The 24,839-nt window shown below is 27.6% G+C and carries 18 protein-coding genes; 5 read left to right on the top strand and 13 right to left on the bottom strand.

Going from position 1 to position 24,839, the window contains the following annotated elements:
- Nucleotides 1-72: 72 nt before the first annotated feature.
- Entirely contained in the window at nt 73-1,878 is a 1,806-nt protein-coding gene (gene typA, locus CCANL266_RS03850) for a translational GTPase TypA (RefSeq protein WP_172231613.1), read from the top strand.
- 184 nt (nt 1,879-2,062) lie between these two features.
- Here the strand turns inward: typA and CCANL266_RS03855 are convergent, their stop codons facing one another.
- From CCANL266_RS03855 to rsmH, 3 genes are read right to left on the bottom strand one after another with little or no spacing between them, the layout of a single operon-like run.
- On the bottom strand, nt 2,063-4,021 hold the full coding sequence (locus CCANL266_RS03855; RefSeq protein WP_172231616.1) for an FUSC family protein: 1,959 nt from the start codon (nt 4,019-4,021) through the stop codon (nt 2,063-2,065).
- Complete coding sequence (locus CCANL266_RS03860) at nt 4,011-4,310, bottom strand: hypothetical protein (RefSeq protein ID WP_172231619.1); 300 nt, start codon at nt 4,308-4,310, stop codon at nt 4,011-4,013. The genes CCANL266_RS03855 and CCANL266_RS03860 overlap by 11 nt, the downstream gene beginning before the upstream one ends.
- Complete coding sequence (gene rsmH, locus CCANL266_RS03865) at nt 4,307-5,212, bottom strand: 16S rRNA (cytosine(1402)-N(4))-methyltransferase RsmH (protein WP_172231622.1); 906 nt, start codon at nt 5,210-5,212, stop codon at nt 4,307-4,309. Before rsmH ends, CCANL266_RS03860 begins: the two co-directional genes overlap by 4 nt.
- A 145-nt stretch (nt 5,213-5,357) precedes the next feature.
- Here rsmH and CCANL266_RS03870 point away from each other — a divergent pair, with 145 nt between their 5' ends.
- Genes CCANL266_RS03870 through ftsZ form a run of 3 tightly spaced genes read left to right on the top strand, consistent with a single transcriptional unit; the run spans nt 5,358 to nt 9,453 of the window.
- The gene (locus CCANL266_RS03870) at nt 5,358-6,812 is read left to right on the top strand and encodes a peptidylprolyl isomerase (protein ID WP_172231625.1); all 1,455 of its coding nucleotides are present in this window, start codon (nt 5,358-5,360) and stop codon (nt 6,810-6,812) included.
- Nucleotides 6,812-8,251, top strand: coding sequence for a cell division protein FtsA (gene ftsA / locus CCANL266_RS03875; protein ID WP_172231628.1), 1,440 nt, complete (start codon nt 6,812-6,814; stop codon nt 8,249-8,251). Before CCANL266_RS03870 ends, ftsA begins: the two co-directional genes overlap by 1 nt.
- A gap of 23 nt (nt 8,252-8,274) precedes the next feature.
- Nucleotides 8,275-9,453, top strand: a complete 1,179-nt coding sequence (ftsZ, locus tag CCANL266_RS03880; protein ID WP_172231631.1) for a cell division protein FtsZ — start codon at nt 8,275-8,277, stop codon at nt 9,451-9,453.
- A 995-nt stretch (nt 9,454-10,448) separates the two neighbouring features.
- Here ftsZ and CCANL266_RS03885 read toward each other — a convergent pair.
- Nucleotides 10,449-12,125 (bottom strand): adenine deaminase C-terminal domain-containing protein, encoded by a 1,677-nt coding sequence (locus CCANL266_RS03885; RefSeq protein ID WP_172231634.1) that lies wholly within the window; start codon nt 12,123-12,125, stop codon nt 10,449-10,451.
- A 148-nt stretch (nt 12,126-12,273) separates the two neighbouring features.
- On the opposite strand from CCANL266_RS03885, the gene CCANL266_RS03890 reads away from it, so the two are divergent.
- Nucleotides 12,274-16,539: an autotransporter outer membrane beta-barrel domain-containing protein gene (locus CCANL266_RS03890; RefSeq protein ID WP_172231637.1), complete on the top strand. Its 4,266-nt coding sequence runs from the start codon at nt 12,274-12,276 to the stop codon at nt 16,537-16,539.
- Nucleotides 16,540-16,976: 437 nt separating this feature from the next.
- On the opposite strand, the gene CCANL266_RS03895 is transcribed toward CCANL266_RS03890, so the two are convergent.
- The 9 genes from CCANL266_RS03895 to CCANL266_RS03935 all read right to left on the bottom strand — a co-directional run bounded on the left by CCANL266_RS03895 (nt 16,977) and on the right by CCANL266_RS03935 (nt 24,743).
- On the bottom strand, nt 16,977-17,294 hold the full coding sequence (locus CCANL266_RS03895) for an HU family DNA-binding protein (RefSeq protein WP_172231640.1): 318 nt from the start codon (nt 17,292-17,294) through the stop codon (nt 16,977-16,979).
- Nucleotides 17,295-17,445: 151 nt separating this feature from the next.
- Nucleotides 17,446-18,315, bottom strand: coding sequence for a riboflavin kinase (locus CCANL266_RS03900; RefSeq protein ID WP_172231643.1), 870 nt, complete (start codon nt 18,313-18,315; stop codon nt 17,446-17,448).
- Nucleotides 18,287-18,979, bottom strand: coding sequence for a 23S rRNA (cytidine-2'-O)-methyltransferase TlyA (gene tlyA, locus CCANL266_RS03905; protein ID WP_172231646.1), 693 nt, complete (start codon nt 18,977-18,979; stop codon nt 18,287-18,289). The genes CCANL266_RS03900 and tlyA overlap by 29 nt, the downstream gene beginning before the upstream one ends.
- Nucleotides 18,976-20,901 carry an NAD-dependent DNA ligase LigA gene (gene ligA / locus CCANL266_RS03910; RefSeq protein WP_172231649.1) on the bottom strand — a complete coding sequence of 642 codons (1,926 nt, stop codon included), beginning with the start codon at nt 20,899-20,901 and terminating at the stop codon, nt 18,976-18,978. Before ligA ends, tlyA begins: the two co-directional genes overlap by 4 nt.
- Nucleotides 20,898-22,004 (bottom strand): dihydropteroate synthase, encoded by a 1,107-nt coding sequence (gene folP / locus CCANL266_RS03915; protein ID WP_172231652.1) that lies wholly within the window; start codon nt 22,002-22,004, stop codon nt 20,898-20,900. The genes ligA and folP overlap by 4 nt, the downstream gene beginning before the upstream one ends.
- Entirely contained in the window at nt 21,991-22,563 is a 573-nt protein-coding gene (locus CCANL266_RS03920) for a DNA polymerase III subunit delta' (protein ID WP_172231655.1), read from the bottom strand. Before CCANL266_RS03920 ends, folP begins: the two co-directional genes overlap by 14 nt.
- Nucleotides 22,560-23,081: a HobA family DNA replication regulator gene (locus CCANL266_RS03925; protein ID WP_172231658.1), complete on the bottom strand. Its 522-nt coding sequence runs from the start codon at nt 23,079-23,081 to the stop codon at nt 22,560-22,562. Before CCANL266_RS03925 ends, CCANL266_RS03920 begins: the two co-directional genes overlap by 4 nt.
- A gap of 1 nt (nt 23,082) precedes the next feature.
- Complete coding sequence (locus CCANL266_RS03930; RefSeq protein WP_172231661.1) at nt 23,083-24,285, bottom strand: aspartate kinase; 1,203 nt, start codon at nt 24,283-24,285, stop codon at nt 23,083-23,085.
- On the bottom strand, nt 24,282-24,743 hold the full coding sequence (locus CCANL266_RS03935; protein WP_172231664.1) for an RNA pyrophosphohydrolase: 462 nt from the start codon (nt 24,741-24,743) through the stop codon (nt 24,282-24,284). The genes CCANL266_RS03930 and CCANL266_RS03935 overlap by 4 nt, the downstream gene beginning before the upstream one ends.
- Nucleotides 24,744-24,839: the final 96 nt, after the last annotated feature.

Consider the following 24,839-nt stretch of genomic DNA (forward strand, 5'->3'; position numbering starts at 1 on the left):
TTCCAAAATTAGTTAAAAGTAATTAACTAAAATTTATTACACTTTTCGTCTATAAAATCAAGGAGAAATAGTTTGGAAATTAGAAATATAGCAGTTATTGCACACGTTGACCACGGTAAAACTACAATGGTTGATCAGCTTTTAAGGCAATCAGGAACATTTAATGAGCGTGACCAAATAGATGAACGCGTAATGGATAGTAATGATATTGAAAAAGAAAGAGGTATTACAATTCTTTCAAAAAATACAGCTATTAATTACAAGGGCACAAGAATTAACATTATTGACACTCCAGGCCACGCTGATTTTGGTGGAGAAGTAGAGCGTGTTTTAAAAATGATTGATGGGGTTTTACTTATTGTTGATGCCCAAGAAGGTGTTATGCCGCAAACAAAATTCGTGGTAAAAAAAGCACTAGCTTTAGGGCTATGTCCTATTGTTGTTGTAAATAAAATTGATAAACCAGCAGCAGAGCCTGATAGAGTTGTTGATGAGGTATTTGATTTATTTGCTGCTTTAGGCGCAAACGATAAACAATTAGATTTTCCTATAATTTATGCAATAGGTAAAGAAGGTGTTGCAAAAAATGAAATAGATGATGATAATAAAGATATGCAACCATTGTTTGACAAAATCATAAGCCATGTGCCAGCTCCAAGCGGAGATATTAAAAATCCACTTCAACTACAAGTATTTACACTTGGTTATGATAACTTTGTTGGTAAAATAGGTATTGCTAGAATTTTTAATGGTGAAATTAAGAAAAATCAAAATGTAATGCTTGCAAAGGCTGATGGAAGTAAGATTAATGGAAGAATTAGTAAATTAATCGGCTTTTTAGGTTTAGAAAAAATGGATATAGAACAAGCTAGTGTTGGAGATATTGTTGCTATTGCAGGTTTTGATGCTTTAGATGTTGGAGACAGTGTTGTTGACCCATCAAATCCTATGCCGCTTGACCCTTTATTTATTGAAGAACCTACTTTAAGTGTTGTATTTAGTGTAAATGATGGACCACTAGCAGGAACAGAAGGTAAGCATGTTACTAGCAATAAAATCGCTGAAAGATTAGAAAGCGAGATGAAAACAAATATTGCAATGCGTTATGAAAACATAGGCGAAGGTAAATTTAAAGTTAGCGGTAGGGGCGAATTGCAAATTACAATTTTAGCAGAAAATATGAGAAGAGAAGGTTTTGAATTTTGTCTTGGAAGACCTGAAGTTATTGTTAGGGTTGAAAATGGCGTAAAAACAGAACCATTTGAAAGCTTAGTAATTGATGTGCCTGATGAATTTAGTGGTGCAGTTATTGAAAAACTAGGAAGAAGAAGAGCAGAAATGACCTCAATGACCCCAACAGGAGATGGGCAAACAAGATTAGAATTTGAAATCCCTGCTAGAGGGCTTATTGGTTTTAGGTCTCAATTTTTAACTGATACTAAGGGCGAAGGAGTAATGAACCATAGCTTTTTAGAATTTAGACCATATTCAGGCAGTGTTGAACGCCGTCAAAATGGTGCTTTAGTTAGTATGGAAAATGGTGTAGCACTTGCTTATTCTTTATGGAATCTACAAGATAGAGGTGTATTATTTATTGAACCACAAGCTAAAACTTATATTGGTATGATAATAGGTGAGCATTCACGCCCAAATGATTTAGATGTAAATCCTATTAAAGGCAAGAATTTAACCAATGTTCGTGCTAGTGGTAGCGATGATGCTATTAAATTAGTACCACCAAGAAAATTAAATCTTGAAAGAGCAATGGAGTGGATAGAAGAAGATGAGCTTGTAGAAGTTACTCCACTTACAATTAGAATTCGCAAAAGATATCTTGACCCAACTCAAAGAAGAAGAATGGAAAAAAATAAATCATAATCTAATAGGCTTTTTAAAAAGCCTATTTTTTATGTTTAGCGTTATTTATTAAAACAGAGCTGCTAAGTTTTAATTTATTTATTGTTAAGCTTAAAATAAACTTTAAATTAATTTAAAATTTTTATAGGTAAAATATAAAGTAATAAACTTCTTATTTAGAATAATTTTAGACTTAAAATTATACTTAATTATTTTTTGATATTAAAAATTTATATAAAGTATCTTGTCTTTTACCAATTTGCTCTAAAAAATATTTAATTTTGCTATCAGTGGATAAAAATTTATCACTAACATCTTCATAAAAGTAAAAAGGCAAATCATCACTAGCCTTTCTTAGCATTTCAAATCTAGTAATTAAGATTTTTATATCAGTATCAAGCTTTAAATCTACTTTTGAATGTTTATTATATATGTAATCATTTAAGTTAATACATAAATTATTAATTTCTATAATAGCTTCAAAGATTAAAGAATTTTTATTTTTACTTTCATCTAATAAATTTCTTAGTTTTTTTATGCTTAAAAGTACTGAATTTTCAGCTTCAAAATATTTACTCCTATTTATTATTGAGGTTAAAAAATTTTGTATATTTTTTGTTGTTTCTTGTATTGTTGGTTTTATATCATTTTCACTTTTAATAGGCCAAATATAAGAAAAAACATACACAATCACAAAGGCAGCAATAAAATCAGCTAATCTAAATAATATCAATCTTTCAAAATCAAGCCCTAAATAAGCAAAAAATATAACTAAATTAAACATAATTAAAACTGTAGATAAAAAATAAGGAAAGTGCTTAAAATAAATACAAGCAAAATAAGATATAAATAAAATAAATTCTAAAATATGTTTATTCGCAGTTAGATTAAAAATTAATAAAAAGCCTAAAGCAAAACCAAGCATAGAAGCATAAATTGTACTTTTGTTTATTATTGCAGTTGAGTTTATGCTTTCTTTAAAAAGAGTAAAAACCCCCATTGCAATCCAAATTCCATGGTCAATTTTAAAAAAAATAGCTAAAAACATTGAAAAAGAAGTAGCCAACGCAACTTTAAATGAAAAGCGAAAATATTTATTTTTTAAATTAAAATTATCTTTTAAAGCTTTAAAACTGATTTTAGTTGAATTTTCTTTAAATTCAAGTTTTTTCATACCACCAAGCTTAAACATATTAAATTTATAATACAAGACATCTAAGCATTCGCATAAAATTGGAAAGGTATTTAAATCTTTAAATCTTGTAAAATTAATGGTTTTTAGATTTACAGTTTTATCTAAAAAAATATTTTTTAATTCATTTAGATTAAAAATTATTTCTTCTTGAATGTTTGAAATATATTTATTGTGTTGGTTTTTTCTAAAATAAAGTCTTAAAGAAAGCAGGGTAAAAGCAATTTCTTCGCATTTTAAAAGGTAAAAAACAGCCATTTCTTGATTTTTAATTAAGCTTGTATCTTTAATATTTGCACTTTTACTTGCAAAAAGTTTTTTTATTTCATCAACCCTGCTTACAAAAATACTTTGCCAGTGATTGTAATTATCGTTTGTGATATTTTCACTCATATAAATAAGATTATTTAAAAGCATTAAAAAACTTCTTCTAGTATAAGAACCATAAGTGTATAAAGTAAAAGTTCTAAATGCTATTGCAATTACTGAGCCGTGCAAAATAGCTAAAGCGCTTTGAGTAGGATAAAAAGTGTTTAAACTAGCACTAATCATCATCGCCATTACCAATAAAGTTATATAAATTCCTATTTTTTGCAAATCAGAATTAAAAGCTGCAATAAAATTTACAATAAACACCCAAATAAAACAAGGTATAAAAACATATAATTTTATATCAATTAAAAATGGTATCAATAAAGCACAAAGAGCGCTAATAATTGCAAAAATACTTAAAATTATTATTTTTTGCATATTTTTTGCATTAAAAGTATTCATATAAAAAATAAAAACACAAGCAAAAAGACTAAAAATTATCACCTTAGAATCAAGCATTAAGTAAGCACTAAGCATACAAATTAATAAAGCAATCGCAGCCTTAATTGAATAAAGCAAAGCAAAATTGCTAGGGTCGTACATATGAAAAAAAGCCTGTAGATTATTCTTTAATTGTCTAAAATCATTTTTATTTATCATAATTCACTTCAAAATAGTTAGTAATTTTATTTTTAAATTGTAATGCTTCTATTTTTCTTTTTAATTCTTTGTTTTCTTCATTTAAGATATTTTTTTTGCTAACAAGCTCGCTATATTCTTTTGAACCTTGATAAATCATATATCTAACAAAAATAAAAGAACCAAACAAAAACACAAAAAAAACACACAAGATAAAATATTTTAGCACAAAGCTAAAATCAAGTCCATAATCTTCATCTTGAAAAAATAATTCTTCTTTTTCTTTAGAATTTAAACTAGTATTATTCATTTTATATAAAACACCCTTAATTTTGCACAACTTGAGCGAGAATTGCTTTTTATTTCTTCCTTGCTAGGAATTATAGGTTTTTTTGTGATAATTTTGCCTAAAGCATTGTTATTTGAGCATTCACACCTAATTGCATATTCAGGACAAATGCAATTTAAGCTCCATTTTTTAAAATATTCTTTTACAATTTTATCTTCTAAAGAATGAAAGCTTATTATTAAAACATAGCAATTTTGTAATTTTTCTAAAGATTTTAAAAAGTTTTTTAAAACATCTAATTCTTTATTAACTTCAATTCTTATTGCTTGAAAAACTAATGTTTTTAAACTAACACTTCTTGAATTTAACTTAGCATCTCCTATTATGTTACTAAGCTCAAGTGCTGAATTTATAGGTCTTTTAGTGATTATATTTTTTGCTATATCACTTGCTAACTTTTCGTTAAATTCTGCATAGTTTATTAAAATATTTGTTAGTTCTTTTAAAGAATAGTTATTAACAACATAAAAAGCATCAAGTTCTTGATTTTTATTCATTCTCATATCTAATTTTGAAGAAGTAAAAGAAAAACCCCTTTCATCATAATCAAGTTGCACACTTGAAACGCCAATATCTGCTAATATAGCACGAGTGTTTTTTACTTCATCTTCACTTAAATAATTAATGATATTTTCATAATTTGTATGAAAAATTTTAAACCTATTTTCGTATTCACTCAAATTTTTTTTAGAATTTAAAATAGCAAATTCATCTTGGTCGCAAGCTATTAATTTAAGAGCGTTATTTTGTTCTAAAATAGCTTTAGAATGCCCTGCATAACCCAAAGTAGCATCAATAAAAATTCCAGAATTTATATTTTTAAATATTTCTAAAACTTCATTTTTTAAAACAGGTATATGCATTTTTATCCTTTAAATTGCTATTTTTATAATGCTTATCATACTAAAATATTATTATATTGTAAAAAATAATTCTAAAAATAATTTTTCATTAATGCTTGTTAGTTAGTATTTTCAAATACTTAAAATACTTAAAAATAGGATAAAAATGATTACTTGGATGCAGCGTCATAAAAAATATTTAGTTGTTACTATTTGGATTAGTGTAATTGGCTTTGTTGGTGCAGGTTTTGCTGGTTGGGGTAGTGTTGATTTTAATTTCAACAGGGGTAATAATGTTGCTAAAGTAGGGAATTTATATATCTCAAATAAAGAATTTAATTCACAATATGCGCAAATATTTGCCTTGCACAATCAGTTAAGCAACGGAACATTAACTAATGAAGATGCAATTAATCTTGGTTTAAATAAACAAGCTTTGTATGAGCTAATTAGAAGTAAATTGCTATTAAATTATGCCTTAGATTTAGGTTTTAGAGTTAGCGAAGAAGAGGTTTTAGCAAAGATTGCAAATACTCAAGAATTTTATATTGATGGAAAATTTGATAAAAATAGATATGTTTCATTGTTAAAGCAAATTGGTCTAAGTCCAAAAGATTATGAAGAGAGTGTAAAAAACGATATTTTACTTTCAAAATTATTTTTTACAATTCAAAATAAAACAATAAATAACATAAATCCATTTACATCAGAATATATAGTAGATAATGTAAAGTTAAAAAGTATTAAACTAAATGAAAAAATAAATATTACAGAACAGCAAATGCAAGATTATTGGCAAGAGCATAGACACGATTATTTAAGTGAAAAAAGTTATGATATTTCTATATTTAGCATAGCTGCAAGCAAGAAATACGATGATGATAGCTTAAAAGAATTTTGGCAAGAAAATAAACAAAATTATACAAATGATGACGGTAGTTTAAAAGAGTTTAAAGATATTAAAGAACAGCTAAATACAGACCTAGCTTTAAAAAATTTAGAACTTGATGCGAAAAAAATATATGTGGATTTAAAAAATAATAAAAAAGATTTTCAATATAAAAGCAATATAAAAGAAGATGATGATAGTGAAGGCTTTTTAGAATATGTTTCTCAGCTTAAAGTTAATGAAATTGTATTTCCATTTTTAAAAGACAATAAATACTATATTTTAAGACTAGACGCAATCAATGAGCCAAAAGAATTAAGTTTTAATGAAGCAAAAAGCGAAGTTCAAAGCGATTTACTAAACCAAATTAAAGAACAAAAATTAGAAGATTTAGCAAAAAATGCTTTAAATTCCGATATTAAAAATCCTGATTTTTCTGGAGAAATTTCATTAGGTAGCGATAATAAAACAAAATTTAGCGATTCAGAATATTTAGCAATCGTAAATGATATTTATTCAAAAGATGTAAAAAAATCTTATATAGTATTTGAAGATAAAGCAGTTATTTATGAAATAGTTTCTCAAAAACTATTAGATGAAAGCAAGTTACAAGCAAGTAAAAGTAGCTTAGAAAATATAGTTTTTAAAAAAGAATTTAGTGCATTAATAAATGAATTATTATCGCAATTAAGTAAAAAATATCAAACCATTGAGTATGTAAAGGTTGATTAATGAATATTTTAGCAGTTGATTTAGGTTCAAATGAAATTAAGGTAGCAATCAGTTCTTTTGATGGTGTTAATATTGAAATTATAAAAATTGCTAGTGTAAAATCTTGCGGCATTAAATCAGGCAAAATTACTAGCATAGAAGATGCAAGTGATGCTGTTAAACAGGCTATTGCAAAGGCGAAGGAAAAATTAAGCATTAAGATAGATAAATTTGTAATTTCAGTTAGTAATGCATACACAGAATCTTTTTATGGAAATTCAGAATTAATGCTTGAAAAAGGTGCGCAAATAAGCATTAACGATATTACAAGAGCACTTGAAAACGCAAAAAGTACAGCAAATCTTCCAAAAGATTATACCGCTATTCATGTTTTACCTTATAAATTTAGGGTAAATAACAACGATACAGTTGATGACCCGCTTGGAATGTGTGCATCAAAAATTCAGCTTGAAGCAAATGTTATAGCGATAAATATTGATGATTTAAACAATATTAAACGCATTTTAGAACTAGCTCAAATTAGTAATTATGAACTAGTTTCATCTATTTATGCAAATTGCCTTTATTGTTTAGGTAAAAATGATTTAGAAAATGGAGTTTTAATTATTGATGGTGGTGCTTTAGTTTGCGATATTGGAATTTATTCTAAAAATTCTTTAGTTTTAAGCACTGCTATTCCTATTGGCTCTATGCATGTTTCAAAGGATGTTGCTAGTTTATTAAATTCAAATCTTGATTCGGCTGATAAAATAAAAACACAGATTACAAAGTATGATAAAGATGCTATTTTAGAATACACCCCTGATTCAACTTGTGTAGTAGAAAGAACTTCAGTAGAAGTTGTAAAAAAATGTATTGATATGAGAATAAAAGAAAGCTTAGATTTAATTGCAGCCGCAGTTCAAAAGCAAATTTATAAACTTTTTACAGACAAGCAAGAAGAAAGTATATGTGCTTATTCAAGTGTATTATTTACTGGCGGCTATTTTAAAATTTATGATATTAGCGAGATGGCTTATCCAATCTTTGGTAATAAACCAATTAGAACAAAGATTGCAAAAAATAAGGTTTTTTTAGATATAAATTCAAACGATGAAGACGCTAACAAAATTTTTACAAACCCTGAATTTACTTGTATTTTAGGTTTGCTTATGTATGCAAATGGTTTGCATACTAACTACGAGTTAGCACTAGGCGATAAGATTAAAATAAAACATAAAGCAAAGGATTATAATACAATAAAACCTTTTGCTAACAATATTGAAAAAAATGTTAGCGAAAACACTGAAAAAAAATCTAACACTGCCGATATAGCTACTAACAAACAAGAACTTATAAATGAGATGCGTTTAGAAGTAGTGCAAAAAGAGCATAGTGATGGCGGATTTTTTAAAACTACATGGAATAAATTTATAGGTTTCCTTGAGAAATTTTTTTAACTATAAGGTGATTAGGAGTGAATATGCAAAATTATAATTTTGAAGTAAGTGAAAATACATTAGATTGTGGAGCAAAGATAAAAGTAATAGGCGTAGGCGGTTGCGGTGGCAATATGATTAACCATTTAATTAATACATACGAACTATCTCAAAGGGTTGATATTGTTGCAGCAAACACAGATGCGCAAGATATTTATAAATCAAAAGCACAAAATAAAATTCAACTCGGTATTAAAGAGACAAATGGTCGTGGAGCTGGAGCTAAGCCTGAAGTTGGTAGAAAATCAGCTGAAGAATCAATAGAGCAAATAAGACAAACTCTAGAAGGGGTTGAGCTTTTATTATTAGTTTCTGGTTTAGGCGGTGGTACTGGTACTGGTGCTGCACCTGTGATTGCTAATTTGGCAAAAAGTATGGGAATTTTAGTTGTATCCGTGGTTACTATGCCTTTTAAATACGAAGGTGGAAAAAAACTTGCATTAGCAAAAGAAGGCTTAAAAGAACTTAAAAAAGAAAGCGATGCTATCATTGAAATTCACAATCAAAAATTATTAGAAATTACTTCAAAAACAGCTAAAATGCACGAAGCTATGGCTATGGTTGATAATATTTTAGTTAGAGCTATTAGTGGTATTATTACAATCTTACTTACAAAAAGTGATATTAATGTTGATTTTGCTGATGTTAAAACTGTTATGGAATATAGAGGCACTGCTTTAATGAGTTATGGTAAAGGTAACGGGGAAAATGGTATAAGTGATGCTTATAGAAATGCTATTGAAACCCCACTTTTAGGCGAGTTAAATTCAAGCCTTTCTGGTGCAAAAGGTTTAATAGTATTTGTTAAACACGGTGTTGATATTGCCTTTCATGCAGCAATGGAAACTTTAGAAGAAATATCTTCTTCAGCTTCAAGCGATGTTATGTTTATACCTGGTGTAACTTGCGATGAAAGTTTAGCTCCTGATGAAGTTGAGATGATTATAATTGCAACAGGTTTTGATGAAAGCCGTGCAGAAGAAGCACAAAGACAAGAAGAGCTTAAAAAGAAAGAAGAAGAAAGTAGAATTCAATTAGAGCAATTAAATGCTATTAATGCAAACAAAAGAGTAAGTAATGGCTATGATATTAGTAAAAAAACTATTGATATTAATAGCTTTGATTTTGAAACTCCAACCTACAAAAGAATGGGCTTAGATTAAGATTTATCCTGCTCTTGCAGGATTTTTCTAAGTCTTTAATTGTTATCTAAATATTATTTTACAAAAGTTTATATAGTTTGTACGCAAAAAGCTGATTTTTAATTTTATAAGTTTATTTTTGCTAATTTTTTACAAAAAATACTTAAAACTCAAATCTTTTATTTAAAAACCATTTATCGTTATAACAAAAACTATTTCTAAAGGCTAGTTAAAATATAAAATTTTAAAAGCATTTAAGTGTAAAAGCTAAGCTTACTTTAACAAATAAACTTTTTACTAGCTAGTATAAAAAATAAGTTTTTTTGATTTTATGTATTTTTTTATTTTTTTAGCTTAGTAAAAATCAATCAAGCCAAAAAGTCTTTTTTAGACAATATTTTTAAAAAAAATATCTTAAAGCTAATATCTTTTTAAAGATGAAAAACTACTATTTATTTTATTGTTTAAATAATATGTTATTAAATACTGTGTTTTTGCTTTTTGTAGTTAAAGTTATTAATCTTGTATTTTTATTTATCTTATAAATTTTAGCTCTGATAAAATATATAAACTTATATAAAGTATGTAAGTGATATCAGTGTGATTGAAAGCTTTATGCGATCTTATTTGAGCTTGATTTTTGTAAAATGTAAGTGCTTTATAAAGTGTATAAAATAAGAGTTTTTGCTTTACAAATTGTAAAATGCTTTTAAATAATCTTTACAACATGCTTTACAAAAGCCTATTTAATCGGTTTTAAAATCCTTTTAAAATCTTTTTCAATAAATATAAGTATAAAAAATTGCGGGGGGACATTTGGGGGGGGGCAAAATAACCTACATTAGCTTTTTATACTAATACATTTACAATACTAACAATAAAAACAAGCAATATTAGCCAAGTACTATAAAATAAATCCACAATAAGTTATCTTTGCAATTATTTTAATTTATCTAAGCAATGAAAATAAAGGCTTAAAACTCACAAATTAAAGCTTTAAGCCCTTACAAGATAGCTTAGCTTATAATCTCAAACGCCTTAGTAAAACAAGCATTACTAACATCAACAAGCCCCTTATCGCTTAGTTTATAAAAAGGACTGCAAACTAAATTAAGCGTACCAAAACTCATAATCTCGTTATAATGCTCATATCCAAGCTGCTTAAAGGCCTCTCTTACTTTTTTTAGTTTCAAAGCCGTATTTTCTACATTATCACTGCTTAAAATCCCTGCAATTTCAAGTTCTAGCAAGGCCAGTACTTTTCCATCAAGCACAGCCACAATCCCGCCACCGCACTTTTTAAGAGTATTATAAGCTATTTTCATATCTTCTTTATTTTTTCCTAAAACAAATAAATTATGGCTATCGTGCATCCAAGTTGAAGCAATTGCACCTTTTTTAATGCAATTTCCATTAAATAAAGCCCTAGCATACGAGTTTTTTCCATATCTATTAAAGCACACTCCTAGTAGATTTTCAGTATTTAATATACCGTTTTCCGTATGTAATACTTCTTCTTTCATTTTTATTTGAGTGGTATTATCGCTTACTAATAAAACCTTAGCTAAAATTTGTTTAGCATCAAAGCTTAAAGTAAAAATCTCATCTAAATTATATTCAGCCAAATCAAGACTATTTTTAAATTCATCGCTAAAATTATCCTTAAAATGCTCTTTTCTTTCAACTCTTTTACCGTTTTTATAAACGCAATTAATCTTAAATTCGTTCACATCATCAAAGATTACAATATCAGCCTTTTTACCAACGCTAAGCTCACCCCTATCGCTTAATTTCATTCTCCTTGCAGGAGTTGTACTTGCACAATATAAAGTATTTTCTACACCAAAACCCTTTTTGATTGCCTGTTTTAAGACATAATCTAAATGCCCCTTTTCATATAATTCATCGCACATCACATCATCGGTTACAAAACAAGTATTTTCATATAAATTATGCTTTTTAATGTAGTTAAAATTTTCTTCTTTTAGCATTTTTCCTTGCAGTTCTATAAACATTCCTAGTAAATATCTATGCTCTAATTCTTCTAAATTATGCTCGGTGTGATCAGCATTTATGCCAAGATATATAAACTTAGCCAAATCAATATCCTTTAGTCTAGGACAATGCCCTTCTATTACATAAAAGGGGTCTTTTTCTTTTAAGAATTTTAAAAATTTGCTTATTTCAAGATTATTATCATCTTTTATTATTTGCGTGTAGTTCATAATCTCTCCAACACAAAGTGCATTTTTTTCTTCATACATTTTTATCATTTCTTCGCAGTTTATGTTAGCGCCATTTCCTTCTAAATATTCATTAGTGCTTGGCACAGAGCTAGGAATTGCAAAAAATACATCGCATTCAGTATCGTTTTTAATCATAGCCTTAATTCCTTTTAAGCCAAAGACATTTGCAATCTCGTGCGGTTCAGCAACTATGCTTGTAACCCCATTTGCTAAAATATGATTACAAAAATAATTCGTACTAAGCATAGAGCTTTCAATATGCATATGAATATCAATAAATCCAGCACTAGCTTTCTTCCCATCAAAATCAATCTCATCACACTCAATATTAAGTGGCTTATTAAAATAATCAATGTAATAAATTAAATCATCTTTAATATAAATATCTGCTTTTATAAATTTTTTATAAGTTGAATTAAATACTTCTAAATTTTTTAATTTAATCATTTTTTACCTTTTTGTCTTTTTTTTAATTATAAAATTTTATTATTAATTGCTAATTTTTAAAAAATTTGTTACTTTCTTATTTATTTTTAAGTTTATTTTTGTTATAAAACGCAGATAATAAAATTTATCAATTGGGGGGGGGTAATTAATGATTACTTCAAACAATTTAAAACCTATATTTATTTCTATTATTTGTGCTACAGTGCTTGCTAGCTCGGCAAATGCAGCTTGGAGTGGCGGTGGTTGCAACAGTGATGATTGCAATATAACTTCTAAGGTAACAAATAAAGTTTCAGCAACAAGTGGAGATAATTTAAACTTAACAATTAGTGAAAATGGTTCAGTAAATGTAGCTGATGCTATTAATATTCAAAATAATGTTAAGGTAAATAAAATTGAAAATAATGGCACAATAACTTCTACTAATGGAAATGCAATTAGAGTTGTGCAAGGTGGAACAACTAATATAGATACGATTATTAATAATAAAGATATTAATGCAAAACAAATAGCATATATTGGGATTTGGAGTCCAAACGATAGTTCAAAAATTAATATAAATTCATTTATAAACAACGGTACTTTTACAGCAAGTGCTAATGCTATAACTATAGAGAATAAAGGTAACAATTCTGATATAAGTATTAATTCAATTAAAAACAATACTAATGCAAAAGTTTCAGCTGTTAATAATGTTTTTAATGCTACTATAGGTAAGGTTAAAATTCAGGATTTTTACAATGATGGTGAATTAAAATCCAGCAAAGGAGCAGTTGCAAGTTTTCAGGACGACACTACTATTACTAAATTTACAAATGACACAAATGGAGTTATTAGTGGCTCAAAAAATAGTGCAGCTATTACTTTTGGTGCAAGTGATAAAGCAAGAAAGACAACTAGCATAGAAGAATTCACAAACAACGGCAGTATTAAAGATTCAAAATTTGGTGTTACGCTTTGGGGTGCTAGTGCTTCTAATTCTAAAATAAGTAATTTTACAAACAATGGCTCAATAAGTACTACAAACGATAGTTTGTATATTTCAAATGCTAGTATTGATAATTTTGTAAATAGCGAAAATGCAACTATTAGTTCAAATACAATTGGAGTAAGCATTGTAGGAGAAGGAAATACCGATATAAATGTAAAAAAATTTACAAATAAAGGCAAAATTTTAACACAAAATGACAATGCTATAAATATTCAAGCTTCAAATAATTACACAGGAAATTTTACAATAGGAGATATTGTAAATGATGGAGAAATAGATGGAGCTAGAGGGGCTTATATTGGCTTGTGGCACGGTAAAGGAAAGCTAAATATAAATTCTATTGTAAATAATGGAAGCATTAATGCAAAAAAATCAGAAGGCTTATCTATTCAAGGCAAAGGCGAAGAAGTTAGCATAAGTAAAATTGAAAATAATGGAAAAATACAAGCTGAAAATACTGGAATTAAGCTTTTTGATAAAATCAAAGTTAGTGAATTGGTAAATAATGCTGATATTAATTCTAATAAGGGTGCTGCTGTAAGCTTATCTTCTAATAGCTATGTTACTACCTTTATAAACAATAAAAATATTTCTAGTACAAACTATCAAGGCTTAAATGTTTCTGGTTCTAAGGTAGATAAAATAATAAATTATGCAAATATACTTGGCGGTGGAGGAGAAGGCGGCAACCCACCTTGGGGTAAAAATGGTATGGTGTTTAGTACTTCTAGCATTGGTAGCATTGATAATTATGGTACTGTTTATGGTGCTTATGGAATGACATTTTTATCTGTTTTTGTTGATAGTATTCGTAATTATGGCACAATAGAGGCTACAAAAACTAGTGGTACTGGTTCTGCAATTATGTTTACACCTTGGGCTGAATATCCTGATTATTATGAAGCAAAAGAAGTAATAAATTATGGAAAGATAATTTCTGCAAATGATGGGATTTCTTTTGAACCAAATACTCGTATAGGAAAGATAGATAATAATGGCTTAATTGAGGTTAAAAATAATGCTATTACGGATTATAACGAGTCTTCAGCTAAGAAAATAAGCACTGAAATAAAGGAAATTAATTTAAATAGCGGTAGCACAATTAAGGCTGGTAATAATGGTATTAATTTTACTGGCGATAGAGATATAAGCTTGGGTTCAATTAATGTTAAAGAAAATGCGAATTTACTTGCTGAAGAAGGTAATGGCATTAATTTTGGTAAAATAGATGATAATAGGGTAAAAAGCCTAGAAGAATTAAACATACAAGGTCTTGTACAAGGAAATGTAGGTATTTATAACGCAGGAAATATTGGTGGAGAAAATTCTACAACAGCAATTAATATTGATGGTGGTAGTGTAGTTAGCACAGCTAGTGATAATGCTAATGCTATTGTTAATGCTGGTAATATAAAAAATGATATAAGCCTAAGTAATAATGCTACTTTAGTGGGTAATTTTATAAATACCGCTAATTCAAGCATTGAAGGAAATATTAATATTGATAATTCTAAGCTTGATGGCTCTTTAGTGTTTAGCGATAGTGCTAAAATTCAAGGAGATATAAGCTTAAATAATAATTCAAGCATTAGCAAAGATTTTATTACAAGCGGTAATTCAAGCATAAATGGTAGAATAGATATAAATAATTCAAGCTTAGATAATATCATAAGTGCAGGTTCATCTACAATTAACGGTAAAATAAATGTTACAAATAATTCAAAAATAAATAATATTAATTTTGAAAATGACGCTATTTTAAGGGGAGATATTAGCGTAAATGAAGGCTCAAAACTTACTAGCATAAGCACAAATAATAATTCAAGCATAGATGGAGATATAAAAATTTCAAGCAATGCAAAGCTTGATAAAATTATAAATAAATCTACAAATAAAAATGCAATTAATGGCTCTATTATTAATAAACAAAACAATGCCTTAGAAATTGTAAATGATAATAATTCAAGCATAAATGGCGGTATTGTAAATGAAGGCTCATCAGTAATTAGCATTACAAATAAAGGGCATATTGGCAAAAACGATGATGGCTTTAATGTAAGCAATAACAAAAATGGAAGCATTGTTATTAAAGATTGGCAAGTAAATGCAGATAGCAGCGGTAAGCTAGAAAGCATAAATATAGGTGGTAATACAAATAAGGTTTATGTAGATAAGATTACGGTAAATCAAAGCGGTATGGATATTACAAAGCTTGATAATCTTTCACAAGTTATTAATGGGGTTGATATTTCAAAAATAGGTAGCATTCAAACAGCAGGAAGCGATTTAGAGCTAACAATAAATCCAATCACAAACAAGCTTCAAGCAAAGCCAGAAGTAGTAAAAACAATAGCAAGTGCTCAAGTGCAAAGCCTAGTAGAAACTACTTCAAAAAGAACAACTTTTGCAAATAGTTTAATGAGTAATATTATGCAAGATTACACTATGCCAACAAACATAAATACTCAAAGAATTTCATTAAAAGATTTAGAGAATTTACGCTTTGCAAGTGCAGGAAATATTGTAAGTGATGTTAGTTATGATTATTTAATGCGTTATGTTGGTGCTGATAGTGCCTTTTTAAATCAAATGAAATTAGATTATATTAGCAATAAAAAAAGAAATTCTATTTTTATTTTGCCTTATCATTCATATCAATATGTTGATTTAGGTGCGCAAGGCGTAAGCAAGGGTCATACAACAGGTGTTATTGCAGGATATTCAAGAGCTAGTACTTATGGGATTTTTGGTGTGTATGCTGGGTATGAAGATGTAAGAATGAGTACAGGCTATTATGAAGTAAATAATATTGCTTATTATGCTGGTTTAAAATACTATAATGATATTTATTCATTAAGCGATAATTCTTCGCTTTATGTAAAAACACATGCAAAATTTGCATATTTAAATAACAGTCTTGTTAAATACATTGCAGCAAATACTGCTAAGGCTAATCCTACAAGTTATACTTATGGTTTGAGTGCTGATTTAGGAATAAATTATGAATATAAAAAACATAGTTTTTCTCCTGAAATCGGTTTAGATTACGAAGGTTCATATACTAAAGCTTATAGTATGGTTGGTAAAGCTGCACTTAAGGTAGAAGATTATTTATCAAGCTCGTTAAATTTATTTAGCATCAAAACGGCTGCAACTTGGTATGCGCAATGGTTACCGACTTTAAAAACAACTATTTCTGTAGGTGCAAAAGCTCGTTTAAATGACAACATTAAAACTAGTGTAAATTTTGGAGAAGGCGTTGTGTCTAAAAATTATTCAATTAATAAATACAGTGCATTTACGAGTGCTTCTCTTATATTACCGACAACTGATTCATTTACCTTGTCATTAAATTATAACGGTAATTTTGCTAAAAAAGAGCAAACTCATACAGCATATTTACAAGCAAGTTTTAATTGGTAACAAAAGCCCTTTTTTGGGCTTTTTTATTATTTTATAAAATAAATAAAGCTATTAAAAAGCACTTATTTATATTCTAAAATAGGGCTAAATATAAGCTTTTAATTAATGTAATAATAACTCACATAATTTAGTGTAAATTAACAAAGATTATTAGAGTTTATTATTTTAAATCTTGTAATTTACATAGTTTTAGGCTTGCTAAAAAATAATTTTAAACCTAATAAATTATTTTTCTTATTAAAAAATAATTTATTTTTTGCTTTATTATTTTTTAGTTTTTTTATATAAAATTGTTTCAAGCGGATTGTTTTTATTGCTTAGATTTTTAGTGGGGACTAGTTTATCTTAAACCTTAAATAATCCGCAATAAATGTTTTTAAAATATGAAAGATATGAATAGAAGAAAATTGGTAAGGAAATCTTACCAATTTAATAAATTACTTTTTCTTTTTGCAAGCTGATTTTTTGCAGTCTTTTTTAGCTGCTGCTACGCTTTCTTTTAAAACGCTGCTAACTTTGAATTTAACAACATTTGTTTCAGGAACTTGAATAGTTTTACCTGTGCTTGGTACTCTTGCAACTCTTGCTGCTCTTGTAGTTGTACTAAATGTACCAAAACCATTAAAGCTAATTGATTCACCTTTTTCTAATACTGATGAAAGTACTTCAAAAACTGAATTAACAGCAACACCTGCGTCTTTTTTTGTCATTTCTGCTTTTTCAGCAACTAATGAAACGAAATCTGCTTTAGTCATAAAAACTCCTTAAAATTAAATAAATAGCTTATATTTTACACAAAAAATATCAATATATGCAAGTAAAATTATCTTTTTTTACAAAAATTTTATGTAAAAATAGCACTTTTATGAATTTTTTGTGTAAAAATAGCAAAATTCAAGGATAAAATTAGAATTTTTCTTTTATTTCATTTAGAGTTTTAACATCTAAGAGTATTTGTTCTTTTAATTTTTCTAGCTGATTAAAGCTTTTATTTTCTCTTAGGTAATATAAAAATTCAATATTGCAATTTGAAAAATCATTTGTTTTTATTTCATCTAAAATATGGCATTCTAAGGCGCTTTTTAAATCGGTTGAGCGTTTGCCTAAAAAAACAGCACTTTTATATACTGTGTTTGTAATGTATAAATTCGCAAGATAAACCCCATCTTTTGGTAAAAAATATTCATCATAATCAAAATTAATTGTAGCTAGTAAAAACTTAGAGCCTAAACCTTGACCTTTAATTTGTTTTAAAGCATAAAGAGTGTAGTTTCTACCTAAAAGCTTTTTGCTAAGATTTAATTGTGCTTTTTGTAATAGCTCTTTTATTAAAGTTGTATGTACGCTTAGATTGTCAATTTTAAATTCATTCACGATATGGCATTTTAATTTAGAATATTCTTCTAATTTATAGACATTTGAACTAGCATTTATGCCAAAACAAAAATCATATCCAGCCACAAAATATTCTAAGTTGCTAAAAGAAGCTAGTAGTTTTTGTACAAAATCTTTGCCATCAAGATTGCAAACTTCGTTTAATTTTATAAAAAAAACTTTCTTTTTTGCTATTTTTTCTTTCATAAAATTAGGCACTAATTGTTTAATATTGTCTTTGTAGATGATAAGCAAAGCACCTTTGCTACATAATTTATTTATTAATTCAAAATGTGCTAAATGCAAAGCATCAAAACAGCCAATTGCAAGGCTTTTAATCTCTTTTAGCTCTTTTTCATCTGCTAAGCAAAAATCATTTTTTAAAAGCGAAAAAATATTCATAATTACCTTCCTTACCGCTTAAAAGCGATTTTTGTTTTGCAATATTTATAAGTGCTAATTGAGAGTAAAATTTCTCAAAATCACAAAGGGCTTTTTGTATGTCTTTTTCATTTTTTATAACGCCATTTTTGCTGCGTTTTATGCTTTTGTCTAGCTCAAATTGAGGTTTAAAAAGTATGATTAAATACTCTAAAAACAAGTCTTTTAAATGTTCTAAAATCTTTTTAACAGAAATAAAGCTTACATCACACACTACAATTTGTGCTTTTTGCGTATAGTTTTTAATGTCGGTATTTTCAAAAAGCATAATTCTTTTATCTTTTATTAAACTTTCGTGTAATTGCTTTGTGCCAACATCAACACAGCTAACACTCTTTGCCCCGTTTAAAAGCAAAATTTGTGTAAATCCACCAGTGCTAGAGCCAACATCAAGGCAGCTTTTATCCTTAATATCAATAGGAAAAAATTCTAAAAAACCTTTTAATTTATAAGCAGCTCTTGATACATAAAAATCTTGCAAAAGGCTTACTTTATCATCTTCTTTTACATTATCATTTGGCTTTTTTAATAAATCATTTATTAAAACCATTTCATTTTTTAATAATTCTTGTGCTTTATTTCTACTAATATTAAGTTTATTTGCTACTAATAAATCAGCTCTCAAAGTGCTTCAAACTCGCTTTCATTTATGATTTTAATATTTAGTTGTTTTGCTTTATCTAATTTGCTCCCTGCATTTTGTCCGCACAGTAGATAAGTGGTTTTTTTGCTAACGCTTGAGCTTATTTTGCCACCATTTTCTAAAATGATATTTTCATAAAAAGTTCTTTCTTTGCTAAGAGTGCCTGTTATTACAAAGCTTTGATTTGAGAATTTTAAACTGCTATTTTCATCAATTTTAACATTTAAAATCTCGTAAAGTGTGTTTATTAGCTCTATGTTTATTTTAATAAATTCCACAACGCTACTTGCCATCGCTTCGCCAAAGCCATCTAATTTTATATAATCATCATAAGATTTATTTATCCATTCATTTTTAAATTCACTCGCTATTTTATAAGCCGCTACTTCGCCTATATGCTCAATGCCTAAGGAATTTATAAAGCTTGATAATTTTACATCTTTTGCCTTGTTTATTGAGTTTAAAATATTGCTTATTTTTTTATCGGCAAAACCCGCTAAAGCAAAAAAAGAATTTTCATCTAAGCTAAAAATATCTAAAAGAGATTTTATTTTGCCTTCGTTAAACAAAAGTGTAATTATACTTTCGCCTAAACCATCAATATTTAAGCATTTTTTAGAAGTAAAATAAATTATTTGATTGAGTAATTTTGCCTTGCAATTTAAATTAACACATTTAAGCAATGCGCCTTCATCGTGCAAACTTTCATTGCAAGATGGGCAGTGTTGTGGTTTTAAGATTGGCTTTTGAGTGTTATCTCTTCTTTGTTTATAAACACTGGTTAGCTTTGGTATTACATCTCCACTTCTAATTATGCTAACGCTATCATTTAGCATTAAATCAAGTCTTTTAATTTCATCAAAATTATGCAAGGTAACAAAACGCACATTAACTCCATCAATATTTACGCTTTGTACTTCTCCAACAGGTGTTATAACCCCAGTCCTTCCTACTTGAAAGCTAACATTTATTAATTTTGTAATTTGCTCGTAAGGGCTAAATTTATAAGCAGCCATAAATTTTGGAAATTTGCTTGTAAATTCAGTACATTTACTTAAATCATTTAGCCTTAAAACAAAGCCATCAAGCATCATTTTTTTACTATCTCTTAAATTTTGTAATTTTAAATATTCAGCTTGCAATTCACTAGCTTTTACAACTTTGCAAAAATCATCTTTTAAAAAGCCTAAACTTCTTATAAAGTCCATACACTCTTTATGGGTTTTAAATGAAAGCTCATTTACTCCTATGCCGTGTGGATAAAATTGCAAATTTCTTTCTTTAATAAGTGAGCTATCTTTAAGCCTTAAAGAACCGCTTGCAGCGTTGCGTGGGTTTGAAAAAAGACTTTCATTGTTTTGTAATTTTATTTCGTTTAATTTTAAAAAATCTTCCTTATAAATTACAATTTCTCCACGAATTTCAATTTTTTTATCGTAATTAATATTTTTAGGAATACTTGCAATTTGCATAGCATTTAATGTAACATCATCTCCTATCTCGCCATCTCCACGAGTTGCAGCTACTATTAATTTACCGTTTTCGTAAAGTAAATTCAAACTAGCCCCATCAAACTTAGGCTCAATAAAAAATTCTTCATCTTCGGCGTTATTTTTTTTAATCCAAGCTTTTAATTCATTTTCATCAAAAACATCTTCCATTGAATACATCTTGCTTAAATGTTTTACTTTATTAAAGCCATCGTTTATTTTGTCTAATTTTAACGGTAGCACATTTAAAGTAGGTGAGTTTTTAGCTATTTTATCTGGATTGTTTTTTTCAAATTCTTTGATTTTTTTCATAAGTTCATCATACTCAGCATCACTTGCTAAAGGAGTTTCATCTAAATAATATGCTTTTGCCCAAGTATTTGCTAATTCAATATTTTTTAAATATTCATTCATATTTGCTCTACCTTCTTTATATAATTTATTAATTCATTTTGTTCTTTTACATTATGCACTCTTATATAATCAGCTTTGCAAATGGCGTGCAGATACAAAGAAACATTTGTGTTCTTATTTATAAAACCTTTATTTGAAGCAGCTAATAAAAGTTCTTTATTTAAACTTTTAAAATGTTCTAAATATTTTACTAAAACCAAATTTTCAAATTCATTTTTGCCAAAACCAATTCCAACATCAATAATACACTTAGAATTAATTTCTTCTAGCTTTTTTTTAAAAAAATCAAATACATAATTTAAATAAGCAAATTTATCATCAAAATGTATATTGCTTAATTCTTCATTATTTAAATAAGCATTTATGTAATTATTTTGAGAGTGCATTAAAATATAAGTAGCATCGTATTCTTTACAAAGATTGCTTAAATTTGTGTTAGCACTAATATCATTGATTATTTTAAATCCGTTATCAAGAGCAGTTTTTGCAATTTCATAAACAAAGGTATCTATGCTTAAAATACATTTTTCATAAAGTTTTTCAGACTTTATGAGTTTAAAAATATCTTTTAATCTTGCCATTTCAGTTTCTTGCCCTTGGTATTTGCTTTTTGGTCTTGAAGACATAGCGCCAATATCTAAAATACAAGCATTGTTTTCAAGCATTTCGTAGGCTTTGTCTAAAAAATTATTTTTACTTGTGCGTGAATTTTCATACAAACTATCATCGTTTATATTTAAAATTCCCATTATTTTTGGGAAAGTTTCTTGTATTTTTATTGTGCTTAAAAAATTTGCAAGTTTTTTTAGATGAAAATCTTGTAATTTTAATCTTTGCTGAAGTTGCCCGATTTGTTTTTGATTTATGTTTAAAATACAATTTACTTTTTTTGTGGTGTTTATTATGCTTTCTTCATCATTTAATAAATTTGCACCGATTGCAATACATTCTTGCTTTAAAATATTAGCAGCAATTGAGCTTAAATTTTTTATATAAATATTTGTGTGTTTTGCCTTTTGAAAATAATTGTTCTTTGCAAAATTATGTGCATTTATTTTTTGCAAATCTTTATAATCACATAGAAAAAAATCAGCTTCTTTCATACATAATTCCCAATAATAAAGAGCAAATTATTGCTTTTGGATTTGAATTAAGCAAGGCAAGTTCATAGGCTGTATAAAATTCATCAAGCATTTTTTCGCTTAAATGGATTTTTTGTTTAATACACTCTTTAAAAAGTGCGCTAATAAAATCTAATAAATCTTCTTTGCTAACATCAAATTCTGCTATTTGACAAAGGCTTAGTTTTTTAAGATTAATATTTATTTGATAATCGTTGCGTTTTTTAGAAATTAATGTTGTAATTAGCCTTGATTTTATGGTCGGTAGTAAAAGATTTTTTGAACTAACTAAAATATGAAAAAAAACATTAAAAGGTGGCTCTTCAAGTAATTTTAGCATATAATTTTGTGCTATTACTGAATAATGCTTATAGTGCAAGATGAATAAAACTGCTTTTTCTTCTTTTACATAGGCTTTTTGCATTATTTTTTGAGCGTCGCTTAATAAAAATTCATCAGCACTAAAGGTATAAACAATGCAATTTTTATTTTCTTCTTTATATTCGCTAAAGTCTTGCAAAATAATAATTTTACTATTCAAATATTTACCTTATTAAACACTATAGCATCAAGACAAGCATTTATTAAGTTTGCTAAAGAAATTAATTTTATATCAAGGTTTTCATCTTTAGAATTTAAATAAAATGCGTTGCTGTATTCTTCATCAAAGATAAATAAAATGCTATCGTTTTTATTTTTTGCTATTTTTGCTAATTTGTCGTTATCTTTTCCAAAATAAATATAAGTATGCCCATTTTGAAAACTTAAAGAAAATAAATCATTGATTAAATCTTCATTGCTAGTTGCCGAATAAAAATCTCTTAAAGAAAAAATAGGCAATAAAGGGCGATTATTTTTGCTTGAATTTAGCAAATTGGTTAGATAGTGTAAATACCACTCTCTTTCCTTATCGCATAAAATTATTATAGCTCTTGCATCTAGCAAGTATTTTAATCTTTTTAGCAATTCGCTTAATTCAAGACTTTTTTGGTCAAGCCAACTATAATCATAGCGTTTTGACCTTATGTAGTTTCTAATAAAATTATTAAATTCTTGCATTTTACTTGTCTAAATTATATGTTTTATGTAAAGTTCTTACAGCAAGTTCGGCATATTTACTAGCAACAATTAATGATATTTTTATCTCACTTGTAGAAATCATTTGAATATTTATTCCTTCATTTGCTAAAGCAAGAAAGGCACTACTAGCAACACCAGCATGAGTTTTCATACCAACTCCAACTACAGAAACTTTTACAATCTCGCTATCGCTTTCTATTAAAGCGTTTGCTCCTAGTAATTCTCTCATTGCATCTAAAGCTTGATTTAATGAGCTTTGAGGAACGGTAAAACCTATATTTGTAGTACCATCTCTTCCTACATTTTGAATAATCATATCAACATTAATTTCATTTTTTGCTAGGGTTGTAAAGACTTTAGCTGCTATGCCAGGTTTATCTTCTACTTGTCTTAAAGTAATTCTTGCTTGATTTTTATCTAATGCTATTCCACTAACTAATGCTTGTTCCATTTTTTCCTCACTTGTAATAATTGTTCCTTCATTTTCATTAAAGCTACTTCTAGTAACTAATTTTACATTTAATTTTTTTGCTAATTCTACACTTCTATTTTGAAGAACCTTTGCACCTAAACTAGCAAGTTCTAACATTTCTTCATAAGAAATTTTATCTAATTTTTTTGCTTTTGGTTCTATTCTTGGGTCTGTTGTATAAACCCCATCAACATCAGTGTAAATTTCACACAAATCAGCATTTAAAGCACCAGCAAAAGCAACAGCACTTAAATCGCTCCCACCTCTGCCTAAGGTTGTTTCAAAACCATTTTCATCAGCCCCTTGAAAACCTGCTATGATTACTATTTTGCCTTTTTGTAATTCTTGCTTTACTCTTGAATTATCAATGCTAATAATTTTAGCATTTGTATAATCACTGCTTGTTAGCATTAAGGCATCTTTACCGCTTAAAGATACCGCATCATAGCCTTTTGAAATAAGCGCTATTGCAAGTAAAGCAGCACTTTCTTTTTCTCCACAATTTAATAACTTATCCATTTCTAATTTGCTTGGATTATCTGAATAATATTGCGCTCTTTCAATAAGCTCATTTGTTCTTCCGCTCATTGCTGAAACTATTACAACTAAATCTTTATAAAGTTGTTTTGATTTTATTATTCTATTTGCTACATTTTCAATTCTTTCTAAATTGCCTACACTTGTTCCGCCGTATTTTTGAACTACAATCATCCTAGGTATCCTTCTTTTTCAAAATATTGTAACACTTTTTTATAAATTGTTTTTTTAAAATGATTTATATATTTATCAATTTCTTTAAAATCAACAAATTTAAATTCTACAAACTCAGGTTCAAGAGTTTGTAAATTAATTTCATTTAAATTATTAATTTTTACTAAAAAATATTTTTGTGTTTGTCCATCAAAATCATATTTTTTCTTAATTGCTTCACTTGGGAATTCATAACTTAACCATTCAGGATATTCAGCGATTATGCTTATGTTATTGCTTCCTATTTCTTCTTTTAATTCTCTTTTTAATGCTTGTTTTAGGCTTTCATTATCATCAATTCCGCCTTGTGGAAATTGCCAAATATCCATATCAATTCTTTTACCTAAAAATATCTTGCAATCATACGGATAGCTAGGAGATAATATAATAGCAGCTACATTTTTTCTATATTTTTTCATACCCTTAAACCTATTTTTTAACTTATTTTGATACTATCAAATTAAAATAAATTTTAAGCAATATTTGACGATATAGTTTTTAAATTTTTATTTAAG

Source organism: Campylobacter canadensis (genome assembly GCF_013177655.1).
Lineage (GTDB): Bacteria > Campylobacterota > Campylobacteria > Campylobacterales > Campylobacteraceae > Campylobacter_E > Campylobacter_E canadensis.

Excerpts from the sequence above, each read along its gene's own strand:
- CCANL266_RS03860 (WP_172231619.1), bottom strand. The coding sequence starts at position 4,310 with ATGAATAATACTAGTTTAAATTCTAAAGAAAAAGAAGAATTATTTTTT.
- rsmH (WP_172231622.1), bottom strand. The coding sequence starts at position 5,212 with ATGCATATACCTGTTTTAAAAAATGAAGTTTTAGAAATATTTAAAAAT.
- ftsA (WP_172231628.1), top strand. The coding sequence starts at position 6,812 with ATGAATATTTTAGCAGTTGATTTAGGTTCAAATGAAATTAAGGTAGCA.
- ftsZ (WP_172231631.1), top strand. The coding sequence starts at position 8,275 with ATGCAAAATTATAATTTTGAAGTAAGTGAAAATACATTAGATTGTGGA.
- CCANL266_RS03895 (WP_172231640.1), bottom strand. The coding sequence starts at position 17,294 with ATGACTAAAGCAGATTTCGTTTCATTAGTTGCTGAAAAAGCAGAAATG.
- CCANL266_RS03890 (WP_172231637.1), top strand. The coding sequence starts at position 12,274 with ATGATTACTTCAAACAATTTAAAACCTATATTTATTTCTATTATTTGT.
- CCANL266_RS03900 (WP_172231643.1), bottom strand. The coding sequence starts at position 18,315 with ATGAATATTTTTTCGCTTTTAAAAAATGATTTTTGCTTAGCAGATGAA.
- CCANL266_RS03935 (WP_172231664.1), bottom strand. The coding sequence starts at position 24,743 with ATGAAAAAATATAGAAAAAATGTAGCTGCTATTATATTATCTCCTAGC.
- CCANL266_RS03885 (WP_172231634.1), bottom strand. The coding sequence starts at position 12,125 with ATGATTAAATTAAAAAATTTAGAAGTATTTAATTCAACTTATAAAAAA.
- ligA (WP_172231649.1), bottom strand. The coding sequence starts at position 20,901 with ATGAATGAATATTTAAAAAATATTGAATTAGCAAATACTTGGGCAAAA.
- CCANL266_RS03925 (WP_172231658.1), bottom strand. The coding sequence starts at position 23,081 with ATGCAAGAATTTAATAATTTTATTAGAAACTACATAAGGTCAAAACGC.
- CCANL266_RS03930 (WP_172231661.1), bottom strand. The coding sequence starts at position 24,285 with ATGATTGTAGTTCAAAAATACGGCGGAACAAGTGTAGGCAATTTAGAA.
- CCANL266_RS03870 (WP_172231625.1), top strand. The coding sequence starts at position 5,358 with ATGATTACTTGGATGCAGCGTCATAAAAAATATTTAGTTGTTACTATT.
- CCANL266_RS03855 (WP_172231616.1), bottom strand. The coding sequence starts at position 4,021 with ATGATAAATAAAAATGATTTTAGACAATTAAAGAATAATCTACAGGCT.
- folP (WP_172231652.1), bottom strand. The coding sequence starts at position 22,004 with ATGAAAGAAGCTGATTTTTTTCTATGTGATTATAAAGATTTGCAAAAA.